The 14,481-nt window shown below is 59.1% G+C and carries 11 protein-coding genes; 10 read left to right on the forward strand and 1 reads right to left on the reverse strand.

Annotated elements, in window-relative coordinates; translation table 11 throughout:
* Nucleotides 1–235 precede the first annotated feature (235 nt).
* The 10 genes from chvE to BM413_RS04845 all read left to right on the forward strand — a co-directional run bounded on the left by chvE (nucleotide 236) and on the right by BM413_RS04845 (nucleotide 10,293).
* Entirely contained in the window at nucleotides 236–1,303 is a 1,068-nt protein-coding gene (gene chvE / locus BM413_RS04800) for a multiple monosaccharide ABC transporter substrate-binding protein (protein ID WP_091911137.1), read from the forward strand.
* Nucleotides 1,304–1,425: 122 nt separating this feature from the next.
* A complete protein-coding gene (mmsA, locus tag BM413_RS04805; RefSeq protein ID WP_091910943.1) occupies nucleotides 1,426–2,982 on the forward strand; it encodes a multiple monosaccharide ABC transporter ATP-binding protein in 1,557 nt (518 codons plus the stop codon).
* Nucleotides 2,979–4,232: a multiple monosaccharide ABC transporter permease gene (gene mmsB, locus BM413_RS04810; protein ID WP_091910944.1), complete on the forward strand. Its 1,254-nt coding sequence runs from the start codon at nucleotides 2,979–2,981 to the stop codon at nucleotides 4,230–4,232. Before mmsA ends, mmsB begins: the two co-directional genes overlap by 4 nt.
* A gap of 211 nt (nucleotides 4,233–4,443) precedes the next feature.
* Nucleotides 4,444–5,430, forward strand: a complete 987-nt coding sequence (gene araD1, locus BM413_RS04815) for an AraD1 family protein (protein WP_091910946.1) — start codon at nucleotides 4,444–4,446, stop codon at nucleotides 5,428–5,430.
* A gap of 10 nt (nucleotides 5,431–5,440) precedes the next feature.
* Nucleotides 5,441–6,202, forward strand: coding sequence for an SDR family NAD(P)-dependent oxidoreductase (locus BM413_RS04820; RefSeq protein ID WP_091910947.1), 762 nt, complete (start codon nucleotides 5,441–5,443; stop codon nucleotides 6,200–6,202).
* A gap of 218 nt (nucleotides 6,203–6,420) precedes the next feature.
* On the forward strand, nucleotides 6,421–6,678 hold the full coding sequence (locus tag BM413_RS04825; RefSeq protein WP_165867700.1) for a DUF982 domain-containing protein: 258 nt from the start codon (nucleotides 6,421–6,423) through the stop codon (nucleotides 6,676–6,678).
* A 42-nt stretch (nucleotides 6,679–6,720) separates the two neighbouring features.
* The gene (locus BM413_RS04830) at nucleotides 6,721–6,966 is read left to right on the forward strand and encodes a DUF982 domain-containing protein (RefSeq protein WP_091910951.1); all 246 of its coding nucleotides are present in this window, start codon (nucleotides 6,721–6,723) and stop codon (nucleotides 6,964–6,966) included.
* Nucleotides 6,967–7,232: 266 nt separating this feature from the next.
* Nucleotides 7,233–7,514 carry a DUF982 domain-containing protein gene (locus tag BM413_RS04835; RefSeq protein WP_348272884.1) on the forward strand — a complete coding sequence of 94 codons (282 nt, stop codon included), beginning with the start codon at nucleotides 7,233–7,235 and terminating at the stop codon, nucleotides 7,512–7,514.
* A gap of 117 nt (nucleotides 7,515–7,631) precedes the next feature.
* Nucleotides 7,632–9,401 (forward strand): adenylate/guanylate cyclase domain-containing protein, encoded by a 1,770-nt coding sequence (locus BM413_RS04840; protein ID WP_091910954.1) that lies wholly within the window; start codon nucleotides 7,632–7,634, stop codon nucleotides 9,399–9,401.
* A gap of 184 nt (nucleotides 9,402–9,585) precedes the next feature.
* Entirely contained in the window at nucleotides 9,586–10,293 is a 708-nt protein-coding gene (locus BM413_RS04845) for a Crp/Fnr family transcriptional regulator (RefSeq protein ID WP_091910956.1), read from the forward strand.
* A gap of 11 nt (nucleotides 10,294–10,304) precedes the next feature.
* Here the strand turns inward: BM413_RS04845 and BM413_RS04850 are convergent, their stop codons facing one another.
* Nucleotides 10,305–14,480, reverse strand: a complete 4,176-nt coding sequence (locus BM413_RS04850) for a cytochrome P450 (protein WP_091910957.1) — start codon at nucleotides 14,478–14,480, stop codon at nucleotides 10,305–10,307.
* Nucleotide 14,481 lies beyond the last annotated feature (1 nt).

Here is a 14,481-nt window from a genome sequence, read left to right on the forward strand (position 1 = left end):
CTCTACAACAGCATAAGCATACCGATTTTGATATATCATGCCATCGAAATTGCATTTGACAGTTATATCGAAATCCTAAACCTTCGGCCCGTCGCTTGCTGCACGAAGGAGGAATTCGTAGCTCGCGGCCAAATGGGAGTTTGCTTCTCAGAGTTTTCAGCCCGGGCCTTCAACGGCCGGGATGAGCCGCACCGGCGGCAATGCCGGCTGCGATTTTCACAAGGGAGAGATTAAAGTGAAGATCATCAAGACGTTAGTCGGTGCGCTCGCGCTCGGCCTCGCCGCCATGACCTATACCGCCTCGGCGCAGGAAAAGGGCCTCGTGGGCATCGCCATGCCGACAAAGTCCTCGCTGCGCTGGATCAGCGACGGTAACGAACTGAAGGCGGCGCTGGAGTCGAAGGGCTACACTGTCGACCTGCAATACGCCGAAGACGACATCCCCAACCAGCTCGCCCAGATCGAGAACATGGTGACCAAGGACGCCAAGGCCCTGGTTGTCGCCTCGATCGACGGCACCACGCTATCGGCCGTGCTGCAACAGGCTGCCGACAAGGGCGTCAAGGTCGTCGCCTATGACCGCCTGATCCGCGACAGCGGCAATGTCGACTATTACACCACCTTCGACAATTTCAAGGTCGGCGTGCTTCAGGCAGAGTCGATCCTCAAGGGCCTCGGCTATCCGGAAAAGAAGGGTCCGTTCAACATCGAACTTTTTGGCGGTTCGCCGGACGACAACAACGCATTCTTCTTCTATGACGGCGCCATGAGCGTCCTTCAGCCGCTGATCGACAAGGGCGACTTCGTCGTCAAGTCGGGCCAAACGGGCATGGAGAAGGTTGGCACGCTGCGCTGGGACGCAGCAGTCGCGCAGGCCCGCATGGATAACATCCTGTCGGCCAACTACTCCGATGGCAGCCGTGTCGATGCAGTTCTTGCTCCCTATGACGGCCTGTCGCGCGGCATCATCTCGTCGCTGCGCGGCGTCGGCTACGGCTCTGCCGAGCAGCCATGGCCGATCATCTCGGGCCAGGACGCCGAAGTGCCTTCGGTCAAGGCGATCATCACCGGCGAACAGTATTCGACCGTGTTCAAGGACACGCGCGAACTGGCCAAGGTCACCGCAAACCTGGTGGACGCTGTTCTTTCGGGCGGCAAGCCTGAAATCAACGACGAAAAGACCTACAACAACGGCGTCAAGGTGGTTCCGTCCTACCTGCTCGTCCCGGTGTCGGTCGACAAGTCGAACTACGAGCAGATCGTGGTCGGCTCCGGCTACATCAAGGCTGAAGACCTGAAGTAATCGACGAAACGCCGGGAGGCCCGCAACCGGGCCTTCCGGTATCCTCTTGCCTTGTGTACGCTGCGGTCGCGACAATGCCCGTGGCCTGCGGCAGCTGAGGATGGGAGCAGGACAGCAGGACGATGAACGACGACATAATCCTCGAGATGCGCAGCATCACCAAGACGTTTCCAGGCGTCAAGGCGCTGGAAAACGTCAACCTGAAAGTCCGCCGCGGCGATATCCACGCGATCTGCGGAGAGAACGGAGCCGGCAAGTCGACGCTGATGAAGGTTCTGTCCGGCGTTTACCCGTACGGCAGCTATGAAGGCGAAACCCACTACGAAGGCAAGGAATGCCGCTTCAATGGCATCCATGACAGCGAGAAGGTCGGTATCGTCATCATCCATCAGGAACTGGCGCTGGTGCCCCTGTTGTCGATCGGCGAAAACATATTCCTCGGCAACGAGCAGGCGAAGAACGGCGTCATCAACTGGAACACCGTGCGCCGCCGCTCTTCGGAATTGCTGCGGAAAGTGGGCTTGCGCGAAGATCCCGATACGCTGGTCACCAACATCGGCACCGGCAAGCAGCAGCTGGTCGAGATCGCCAAGGCGCTCTCCAAGGAAGTGAAGCTGCTGATCCTCGACGAGCCGACCGCAAGCCTCAGTGAAAAGGACAGTGATGCGCTGCTCGACCTGTTGCTCGAGTTCAAGGCGCAAGGCATGACCTCGATCATGATCTCGCACAAGCTGAACGAGATCCAACGCATAGCCGACCAGATCACCGTCATCCGCGACGGGCAGTCGATCGAGACTATGGACAAGGCCGACATCACGGAGGACCGCATCGTGACTTCGATGGTCGGCCGCTCGATCGAAAACCGCTATCCATCGCGCACGCCGAAGATCGGCGAGACGATCTTCGAGGTGAAGAACTGGTCGGTCTACCACCCGCTGCATCCGGAGCGGCAGGTTATCAAGAACATCAACCTCAATCTGCGCAAGGGCGAGGTGGTGGGCATTGCCGGCCTGATGGGAGCCGGGCGCACCGAGTTCGCCATGAGCGTATTCGGCCGAACTTACGGCACCAACATCAGCGGGGAGGTATTCCTGCACGGCAAGCGCGCCGACACATCGACCGTCGGCAAGGCGGTCGCCAGCGGCCTCGCCTACGCCACGGAAGACCGAAAGGTCTACGGGCTGAACCTGATCGACCACATCAAGCACAATGTGACCATAGCCAATCTGCCGGGCGTCTCAAGGAACGGCGTTATCGACGACATGGCCGAGTTGAAGGTCGCCAACGAGTATCGCAAGAAGACGAATATTCGCTCGTCCAGCGTCTACCAGATCGCCGGCAACCTTTCGGGCGGCAACCAGCAGAAGGTGGTGCTGTCGAAATGGCTGTTCGCCAATCCCGACGTGCTGATCCTCGACGAGCCGACGCGCGGCATCGATGTCGGCGCCAAGTATGAAATCTACACGATCATCAACAAGCTGGCGGACGAAGGCAAAGGCATCCTCGTCATCTCATCGGAAATGCCGGAACTGCTGGGCATCTGCGACCGCATCTACGTGCTGAACGAGGGCCGCATCGTCGGCGAACTGGCAAGCCACGAAGCCAGCCAGGAAAAGATCATGCGGGCAATCGTGCGCGGCACGGCCCGGGAAGATCAGTTGGAAAGGGCAGCCTCATGAGCACCGAAGCCACACCAGGCGTCAGTGCCGCAAGGGCATCGATGCAGCACGCAATGAAGGAGAACCTGCGCGAATACGGGCTCGTTCTCGCGCTGGTCGCCATCATGGTCTTCTTCCAGGTCATGACCAACGGCATCCTGTTCCTGCCGGTGAACCTGACGAACATCGTCCTTCAGAACTCCTACATCATCGTGATGGCGCTGGGCATGCTGCTGGTGATCGTCGCCGGCCATATCGACCTTTCGGTCGGCGCCGTCGCGGGGTTCATCGGCGCCGTCGCGGCGATCCTGATGGTCGACTACGGCATGAATCCGCTGCTTGCCGGCTTCCTGTGCATCGCGGCTGGTGCTGTCATCGGCGGCATACAGGGCTACTTCATCGCCTTCATGAAGATCCCCTCCTTCATCGTAACACTGGCAGGCATGCTCGTGTTCAAGGGCCTGCTGCTCAACGTGCTCAGCGGCCGTTCGGTCGGGCCGTTTCCGCCGCTATTCCAGCTTCTCAGCGCCGGGTTCATCCCCGACGTCATCGGGCCGTTGAGGCTTGTCGCGCCGACGCTCAATGCGGCCGGTGCGCCGATACCCAATACCGGCATCGTCCTCCACTCGACAACGATGGTGATCGGCATCCTCATCGTACTGGCGATGCTCTACTTCGCCTTGAAAAGCCGCAGGGACCGCGAGGGCCATGGCTACGATGCGGAGCCATTCGCCTTCTTCGTGATCAAGAACCTGGTGATGGCCGGCATCCTCCTGTTCCTGATGTACAAGTTCGCGTCATTCAAGGGCTTGCCGAACGTGCTGGTGGTCATGGGCATCCTGATCGCGCTGTTCGTCTTCATCACCAAGCGCATGACCTTCGGCCGGCGCATCTACGCGATGGGTGGCAACGTCAAGGCGGCGGCACTTTCCGGCATTCATACGGAGCGGCTCACCTTCTACATCTTCGTCATCATGGGCATGCTGGCGGCACTGGCCGGCCTGATCTACTCGGCGCGCCTCAACATGGCGACGCCGAAAGCCGGCGCCGGCCTCGAACTCGACGTCATCGCGGCCGTCTTCGTCGGCGGCGCATCGGCGCTGGGCGGCGTTGGGCAGGTAACGGGCGCGGTGATCGGCGCCTTTATCATGGGCATCATGAACAATGGCATGGGCGTGATGGGCATCAATATCGACTGGCAGCAGGTCATTAAGGGATTGGTCCTGCTCGGTGCGGTCGTATTCGACGTCTACAACAAGAATAAAGCTTGAGCCGGCAGGAGGTAGCCGCAAGCAGCAATTAAGAAACGGCAGCGCCAATGCGAAAGAACGGATAGAAGCCCAGCGTACAAGCCGGATCGGCGCATCGGAATCGTTACTGCAAAAATATGAGCGCGTGGTGGCAAGCGTCCGCTGCGCGGTGGTGAAGTATTGCGCCCTATGCCGAGCGGCATGTCGGGCGCTGGAAAAAGACGGAGGCGAGATGCTTATTTCCCAGATTTCAGGTCCCGACGGACTGAGTTCCGTAGCGGTTCGCGACAATGGCGAGGCCCGTTTGGTCAAGGGGGCGAAATCGGTCTATGCGCTTGCACTTGAGGCTGTTCGCGCCGGCAAGCCATTGAATGCCGTCATAGAAGAACGTGGCCGAGGTGAAACGGTGGATCTCAAGGCCGCCTATCGCGAAGGCCGTGTCATGTCGCCGATCCGTCATCCCGACCCCGCCCATCTCTATGTAACGGGAACGGGCCTCACGCATCTCGGATCTGCCGCGACACGCGACGCCATGCACAAGACTGTGAATGCTGAGGAGAAGCTCACAGATTCCATGAAGATGTTCCGCATGGGGGTCGAGGGCGGCAAGCCGACCGATGGCAAACCGGGGGTGCAGCCGGAATGGTTCTACAAGGGCAACGGCACGATGATCGTCGATCCTGGAAAGCCCCTGTCGTCGCCCGCCTTTGCCCTCGATGCCGGTGAGGAACCGGAAGTCGCCGGCATCTATATCATCGGCGACGATGGAACGCCCTTCCGGATAGGCTTCGCGCTGTCGAATGAGTTCTCCGATCACGTCACCGAGCGGATCAACTATCTCTATCTCGCCCATTCCAAGCTGCGCAATGCGTCCATCGGGCCGGAGATTCTGGTCGGAAAACTGCCCGACGATTTGCACGGCACGTCCCGAATCCTGCGGGGGGGAAAGACCCTGTGGGAAAAGCCGTTCCTGTCTGGCGAGGCGAACATGTCTCACACGATAGCCAATCTGGAGCATCATCACTTCAAGTACGACCTGTTCCGGCAGCCCGGCGATGTTCATGTCCACATGTTCGGAACCGCAACACTGTCTTTTGCCGATGGCGTGAAAACCGAAGCGGGCGATGTTTTCGAGATCGAGGCCGGAGACTTTGGCCTCCCCTTGCGCAATGCTCTTAAACTTGACGCCGACATGGCCACCGAAGTCCGCGCCCTGTAAGGAGCATTCGATGAAAGATGCAACGTATCCGAGCCTTGACAGGCTTCCCGTAATCATTTCGGGCGGCGCAAGCGGCATCGGCGAGGCGCTCGTGCGGGCTTTCGCTGCACAAGGTGCTAAGGTCGGGTTCGTCGATCTGGCCGAATCCGATGGCACAGCACTAAGCGCCGAGATCTCGGCGCAGGGCGGAAGGGTGATGTTCCAGCGCTGCGACGTCACCGACATCGATGCCTACCGCGCGGCAATCGGCGCGATCGAGGCAGCGCACGGAGCAACGCGTGCACTGGTCAACAATGCGGCAAACGACACGCGCCATGACTGGCGGGACGTGACGCCCGACTATTTCGACACCCGCATCGCGGTCAACCTGCGCCATGCGTTCTTTGCCATCCAGGCTGTGGCGCCCGGCATGATTGCCGCCGGCGGCGGCTCGATCGTCAATTTCGGCTCCGTAGGCTGGATGATGGCGAGTGGCGGCTATCCGGGCTACGCCGCTTCAAAGGCTGCGACGCATGGTATGACGCGTTCCTTTGCACGCGACCTCGGCAAGCATGGCATCCGCGTCAACACGCTGGTGCCGGGATGGGTGATGACGAAACGGCAGCTCGATCTCTGGGTGGACGATGCGGCCAATGAACTGATCGACCGAAGCCAGTGCCTCGCCGGACGGGTCATGCCCGACGATATTGCGCGCATGGCCCTGTTTTTGGCATCCGACGATTCAAGAATGTGTTCAGCACAGAATTTTGTCGTAGACGGCGGCTGGGTGTAACCACCCAGCCGAGTTGGCTGCTTCGCTTGTATGAGGAGCGGCTGGCCCAGCTGTCGGCATCTGTTCATTTTGATGTATGTCTTATCCCAATGAGGGTCGCCTGAACTTCCCCTTACCGGTGCTATAAATGGGCTGGTCGGGAAAAATCTTTCTTCCAGGTTGGAACCAGAAGCTCCACCACGAGTTCGATCCGCCGGAAGCAAAGTTGGAGGTCTGTGTTGAACCATCAGTTCGTTGCACCGGTAGCGGTGGCAGACGCGCCTAATTCGTCGGTTCATGTCATCGAGAACGCAGACAGCGCGGCTGAATTCCTTTCCAAGAAATGGCCGGCCTTTCGCGGTCCCCGCCATGCCGACGCCTATGCGGCGTCCGTCATGGCGATTGCCGGGAGGGAAACCCTTCTGGTTGCCCGCGACGCTTTCATAGCCGCTGCCCGTGAAGCCGACATTTTGGTCGAGGGCGGGCAGCCGGTCTGATCGGCTTTCCGGAACAGCCACGATTCAGCGCAGGATCAAGAAATGAGCGACCAGGTTTTCCCCGTTCCCGTTGAAGTCAATCTGGACGCAGATCATCGGCGTATCATCACCACGGCATGGGAAGGCATTGAATTCCTGTCGCAAAACAGGCCGGCAATACCCGGTCCGAAATACCAGGCTGCATTGCGCATTTGCCGCGACACGCTCGATGGATGGCAGCCTGTCCGGAAAGCGCGGCGGGCATTCATCGCAGCTGCGCGTGAGGCGCATATCCTCGCCAAAGGCTGAGCTTCAAACAATCCTGCTTGGCGACCACTTTTCTTTTCGTGCTCCTGCAACTTAGCTGACAGTTCAGCGTTGAGTTCTGTCACGGTCCTCCGCGACAGAATTGCTGTAAAACGACAAGCGTCCAATCGGCCGATTCCCACGAAAGCAACTGTTTGTGTTCGGCTATCGATAGTCCGCTAAAAGTCGAGCAATCCAGCAAAAAGGATGATAATCTGAACGTGCAATGCGTTTCTGGGAGGAAACACATGGATAGGTTGCAGTTTTTTATGCCGGTTCGGCTCGTTGTCGGATCCGATGAAATCGTGACGGAAATCTATAGCGTCGATCAGGCGCTCGACTTTCTGCAGGCGTGGCCCGTTGGCCGGCAGGGACCGGTCTATCGAACGACGCTGAAAGCCTGCACCGCTGCCATGATCGATCAGGTGACTGCGGAAGACGCAAGGCGATCCTTCATGGCCTTTTCCCGCATGACGGGTCTGCTTTCGCGGGATGCCACCATCCCGCCGGCGCCGGACCCTGATGCCTGGACAAGGCCTGCAGCCAAGTAGGGTCGCTTCGTCTCGGCGTGCCGCGAACGGTATTCAAGGAACGGCAGTCTTTCGCGTGGACTCGCAGAAGCGGGGATCGTAAGCTCCGTGTGGTGCGTCTCCGGCGAGGAATGATTTTTGACCACCGACCGCGTGACACGGCGACTGGCTGCGATTCTGGCCATCGATATGGTCGGTTATTCGCGGCACATGGAAGCTGATGAAACAGGAACCATCAGCCGACAAAGAACCCATCGCCAGGAACTGATCGACCCTATTGTGCACGAGCATCACGGCCGCATCGTCAAAACCACAGGCGACGGCCTGCTGGTTGAGTTCGTCAGCGTCGTCGACGCACTTGAAAGCGCGGTGAGGATTCAACGGGCGATTGCCAAAGCCGAGGCTTCGTTGCCCAAGGAGCGACGCATGCAATATCGCGCCGGTATCAATCTGGGCGACATCGTGATCGATGGCGACGACATTTTCGGCGACGGCGTGAATCTGGCCGCCCGCCTTGAAGGGCTCGCCGACCCGGGCGGCATCTCGATCACGGCGAGCGTGTTCGAGCAGGTCGTCGGCAAGCTCGACCTTGCCTTCGATGACATGGGCGAACGGGAGGTCAAGAACATCCGCAAACCGGTTCGTGTCTACCGGGTTCGCCTCGAAATCATGCCCGAAAACAGGTCCGCTTCGCCACGCGGGGTTCCGGAAGCTTCCGGTAAGCCTTCGATCGCTGTGCTGCCGTTTCAGGACATGAGCCCAGAGATGGACCACGAATATTTTGCCGACGGCATAGCCGAAGACATCATCACCGAGCTTTCGCGCAATCATGCCTTCTTCGTCACGGCGCGAAATTCGTCGTTCACCTACAAGGGCAAGGCAGTCGACGTGAAAAAGACAGCCGGCGAACTGGGTGTCCGCTATCTGCTGGAAGGCAGCGTGCGCAAGGGTGGCAAACGCATCCGCATCACGGCCCAGCTTATCGACGCGGTCACCGGCAATCACGTCTGGGCGGAACGCTACGACCGCGAACTCGACGACATATTCGCCGTGCAGGATGAGATCACGGCCAGCATAGTTGGGGTCGTAGCACCGGAACTGATGGGCGCCGAGATGCAGCGCGCCCGCCGTAAGGATCCCTCGAGCCTCGACGCCTGGGATTCGGTGATGCGAGCCAACTGGCATGCCTGGCGCCTCACCGAAGAGCATTGTGTGCAAGCTCGGAAATTCGCAGATCAGGCGCTTGAGCTCGATCCACGCATGGCGAGAGCCATGGTTGTTCACGCGACCTGTGACATCTGGGATGTGCTCTACGCGCGCGGCGGTCATCCCGGCCAGTTGCTGGCGAGAGCCCAGGAAATGGCAACGAGAGCCGTGGAACTGGACGGCCGCGATGCCGAAGCCCATACCATACTTGGTGGGGTGGCCTTGTTCATGCGTCGTTACGACGAGTCTTTCCGAAGGTTGGATACGGCGCTCACGATAAATCCCAACCTCGCCTTTGCGCATATGTGGGGCGGTGGCGGTTATGCATTGTCTGGAAACAGCGAAAACGCACGCGAAAGCCTCAAAGAAGCCTTACGGCTCAGCCCGCGCGATCCGGCCAACTACTGGACATACGCCTTTCTCGGACTGGCTGAATTTGCCGATGAAAATTACGATGAAGCCATCGAATGGGGCCTGAAGGCCATCCATCTTTACCAGAGCTTCCCGACGGCACATCGTCTCCTCGCCGCAAGTTACGGCACGCTGGGCCAGGCGGACGCGGCGGGTGCTGCCGTCGCAGAGTTGCTGCGCATCGCGCCGGGTACGAATATCGCCAGCACGCGGGCCGGCGTACCCTGGAAGGACGGAAAAGTGATGGATCGCTACCTCGACGCGCTACGCCAGGCTGGCTTGCCGGAGTAGGCCGCTCGAAACGTACCTTTGCCTGCAAGAAAAGATGCTATAATCAATTGAACGTTGATTCAGCATGCCGATAAATGAAGCTGACCGTGCACGGTTGACCGTGTATCGACTGATCCGATATTCGCAAGGTAGGAAAATCGCTGCACGCAGCGGTTCCTCCCTGAATGAACGAGTTAACGCCAAGATGCTGTCAGAAGACAATCGAAGGCCAAATGCCGACGTCGACAGGCACAACGATTCAGCTGCGCGCGCCGTCAGGCTTGGTCCGGGTCTTTTCAACCTTCTGTTCAAGGATTGCAAACCCGAGCGCTATCGCGCAGGCGAGCATCTTTTCCTGCAAGAGGATATGCCGGAGCGCCTTTATGGCGTCCTGAGTGGTACTGTCGAGATTTCCATCTATTCCTCCAGCGGGAAAAAGCTCGTCGCCAATATGGAACTCTCGCAGAGCCTGGTCGGCGAGATCGGCGTGCTGGACGGCCTGCCCCGTACAGCGACAGCAACATGTCTCACCGATTGCGAGCTGGTCTCCGTCAGCCGCAACCAGCTCTTCGACAGGATCGAAAAGAACCCTCCCCTTGCCCGCGCCATAATCGAACTGCTTTGCGCCCGCCTGCGATGGGTAAGCGGCGAGTTGGGAGATCACGCGCTTCTGAAGATCGAGGCGCGCCTTGCGAAGCGCCTGAACTTCCTTTCCGGGCATATGGGCGATTCCGGAGGGTGGATATCGATATCGCAGACCGAGCTTGCCGAGTTTCTCGGCGCGACCCGAGAATCGGTCAACAAGATCCTGAACGATTGGCGCGGCCGCTCCCTGATCGAAATGAAGCGGGGCGGCATTCGCGTTAAGGACCGGCAGGCGCTGCAGGACATCGCCGATTTCGAAGACGGCTGATCGCCACACGCTTACAGCCGTGAAATCAGATACTGAATGGCCGAACGGCTCGGCATGAAGAAATAACCCCCGCCCCGCGTGGTTACAAAGCTCGGAAGCTTCTCCAGCACTATGCTTCCCTCTGGTGACGGGATCGAAAAGCGGCCTGCATCGTCTTTTTGCGTACCGATCGCCGGGTCTTTTTCCTGCAAGCCATTAAAAGAGACGGCGGAAACCCAGCTCTGCTGCATGAACTCGTATTGACGCTCGATATCGGCGTTGAGACACATGAACAGCAGGCCCTTCTCTCCATCCTTTTCGTAGGTTCTGCCGACGCGCAATATACGGTGGCGCTTGTTGATCTTGATCTGGGCCGCACGGTCCTCGCCCAGTGAATCGCGCGGGTTCGACCGGCGCACATGCGAGCCAAGCGGGCATTGCAGCCCTTGCGGATCTTCATCGGCAAAGGAGAAATCATTGTCCGGTTCACGCGCGCCACGGGCGTTTGGATTGCGCACCAGCGATGTTCCATCCTGCCAGCGCCCGACCATCTTTGCAGCGATCCAGTGAGGCGTTATGGCGGCGTTGTTCGATTTGCGCCGATGCTCCTTCGCAGCCGCCTGGCAGAAGCCGTGGAACTTTTCGACGTGCTGCTCTATCTGGCGCATGACGACGAAAGTGCCGTTCCTGCCAAAATCCCGAAGATCGGATTCGCAGCCGAACAGCGGCAGTTCCTCTTTCTCGATCTCCGGCAGAATACCGGTTCGATCGAGCGAAGACGGGATTGTTGGTGTCGGAGGATAGAAGCCGAGTTCGTCCTTGTACCCGAAGAGGAACTCGCCCGGCGCAACTTGATGCATGGGATCGACAGGTTTGCTGGAGCGCGGCGTGCCGTTGATCACCGGCTGCGAGATGCCGTCGGCAAAGCCGAAATGCTCGTAGGCCAGTTCCCCCTTGCGCTTGACCGCGAGCGGCAACTGCGCGGCAATTGTCATTCCGGCCGCTTTCGTTTCCTTCTCGAACGCCGCGACATTTTCCCTGAGGATTTTCTCATCGTCGGCGTAGAACACCACCACCGCATCCACGGGCTTTTCGGGCGAGCCCCAGTCCCATTTTTCCGGTGCGCTGTTTCCCACATCATCGAGCACGCGGCTTCTGGCCGGGCTGCCCATGCCTTGCCGAAAGACGGACGGAAATGTCGACAGGCCTCCGGTTGCCGCGTCATCGTCGAGTCCAAGACGCACCAGTCCCTGCGGGCCGAACATGGCTACCGTCGCGCAATCCTTCGGCAACTGGTTCGCGAAGCTGGTTCTAAGGGCAACATATTTCAGCCATGCCTTGCGCTTTGTGCGCAAAAGCCCATCCGGTATGCGAACGGCAACCATCTGACCGAGATGCAGCGGCCCTAGCGGTCCGAAGAAGATCGTCTGTATCTCTCTCGTTTCCAGCGTGCCGGGGGGGCGAGGCGTTGAGCCGAACAGGCCAAGCCAATCACGCGCCTCGCTCTCCGTCTCAGCCTTGGCAATGCCTGAGCGAATGAGCGAATTCATGCGTATCCGACCGGTATTGAGCTCCGGATAGGCGGAGTACCAGAACAATGTCGGTATCTGCTGCAACCGCGCCCAACGCTTGAACCGGTCGCCGTCCGTCGCGCCATCCCGGAAAAGCCCTCGCGTACGTGGGAAGCCGAGCGTGTTGCTCCACACACCGGTCAGGCCGAGATGGGCCTTGGCTATAAAATCCTCCAGGTAGCTTTCCCAGCTTCCACCGTAATTGCTGAAGAACATAAGCTTGTTGGTGCCCGGCAGAAGCACCCATCGGGCAAAATGAATGGTGTTGATGCCGGAGAGAAAACCGGGTCGATAGATGCTCTTCGCCGAGATGGAGATTATGTAGAAGGTCAGCCGCAAGGCGAGCCTTCTCATCGTACTGGGCTTCATGACCGAGATCGCGGTCAGATTGTTTTGCAGGATATGGTTTTCGCGAGAGATTATCGTTTCAAGACGATCGGGATCGACCGAGCTTTCGCTCGGCACGTCGCGTTTTTCGAGGCGTCTCAACCCAAGGTAAAGCAGCCCACCTATTATGCCAAAGAATACGATAATCCCCCCAAGGGTAAGTCCCAATGCGAGGATGCTAAGGAAGGCGATCCGAATGACACCGCCCCCGAGACCGAAGGTCAGATTGAAGGTCATCCACCATAGGACAAGCAGCGTGATCACCGTTGGGACCAATATCCATGGCGCCTTGAAAGTCATCCAGGCGGCGCGCCAGGCGCTTCCTCCCGCCAATTCCAGCTGACCCTCGGCGGGCTCCAGCGCCCAGCCATAGTCCTTGTTTTCAGCCAGGCGCTCTCTGACCTTGGCCAGCGTCTTGCCTGCATTCTCGCCGCCGGGCCTGTCCATCGTTGCTATGATCTGCCGCGCCGCATTTTCCAGCTTTGCTTCGGCGTGAATGCGCGCAACGGAATGTCCCGGCGTGCCGGAGAAGACCAGGCCGGCATTGCTGCCAAACAATTGTGAGATCTTGACCGCGTGCTTGCGCATGAACGTTTCGAGCGCTTCCGCGCTGCTCAGGCCGCACGCTTCTTCGAATATCTCCCTGACAAAATGACCGGCAGTCGCGGCAAAATTGTCCATCACGGCGTCATCCGTCCCATCTCCAGACAGCTCCAGGACCAGATGCGCCTCATCATCGCTCTTCTCGTCCGCAGGCTCCGCCTTGCAGGCAACAGCGAGGCTCGCGAAATGAATGGAGCCGTTCGCGTCAAGTGCGGCGGCAATCTTACCCGTAGCGGGATTGCCAAACGCAGCCACCTTTTCGCGCAGAGTTTTCAACGAGACGCCAGGTTCGACTTTGCAGATGACGGTAACCATGGAATGGGTCACGGTCTTCGAAAGCCGAGAGGTCTCGAAATCGACCTTCAGGCTCTCCGGATAGGCTCCGAGAGAGTTTAGCTTGCCAGCCCTTCCCTTTGCCCGCCGCACACCCTTCTTCGTGAACAAGGCGCGAAATGCCTCGGCGATCTGTATCTTCGCCATTGCAGCACCAATGCACTGGTGGATGCCATGGCCGAAGAGGAGATAGTCACGGGCAGGACGGTTGGTGTCGAACTCGTCCGGCCGTTCGACGGCATCGGAATCAAACATTGCCGAGAAGGTCGCCGGCATCACGGACGTCCCCGCCTTGACCGTGCGCTCGCGGGGGGTTCCCTTTGCAATGACAACGTCTTGGGCCGTGTAGCGAAATGGTCCGAACCAGATCGGCTTGAACCGCATCGCCTCGCGGATCGCACGGTCGAGTTGTTCATTGTCACCGTTGGCTACGGCATCTTCGACTGCCTCCTGCGCTTCTGGGCGTGAAAGGATCACATCAAGGCAATTGCCCGCAGCCAGAAGGTTTGTCGGCGCAAAACCGGCGATCATGCCGAGCATGATGGAATGAACTTCGCCCAGACTCACCGCTGGTGTGTCACGGTCGAGCATTTCCACGAGACGTCCGAGCGGCGTTTCCCGATCCGTGCGCCCCTCGCGAATCGCCTGGATCGAGAGATCCACCGCCCTTGTCATATGGGCTGCAGCAACGACTGCGAGTTCGCGGACTATAGGCTTTCCGCCCGGATCGCCGAAGAAAAGCCCGCTCAGCGCATTCGACCAATCGACGAACTCATTGTCGTCGTCGATCGTCATGCCGTAATAGTCCCGGCAGATGCGCGCCGGCACGATCTTCAACAGATGCCGCACGACATCGAAGCCGGGCCCGGCCCGCTGCATGATGTCCTGTGAATGTTGTGCGGCGATCTCCCTCACCTTCCAGCCGATCTCGTCCACGGGAAAGGCGCTGAGAACCGTTGACTTCATGCGGCGATAAGCAGGTCCATCCTGCATGCCGAGGATGAAGTTGAACCCGCCGGCAATTTCCGTCATTTCCGGACCGTAGGGTGTCTCGAAGACATCCTGCCTTTCAAGGATTTCGCGGACATCGGCATTTCTGGTCACCAGCAGGAACTTGCCAATTCTCAGCATGGGCCAAAAACGCCGGAGGAAGCGGAACGCCGTACCCGGCTCCGGAGCCAGCGGGGCCAGAATCCGTCCGATCAGGCTCTTGGTGGTGCGAAGGCGTTGTATATCGAAGGCCGGCAGTTCCGCAGCAGGACGCTGCGTCTTCTGCGCCTCGAGAATACCGTCATAATATTTGGTTTTGATCATC

It is taken from the genome of Mesorhizobium sp. YR577, from assembly GCF_900116595.1.
Classification (GTDB): domain Bacteria; phylum Pseudomonadota; class Alphaproteobacteria; order Rhizobiales; family Rhizobiaceae; genus Mesorhizobium_M.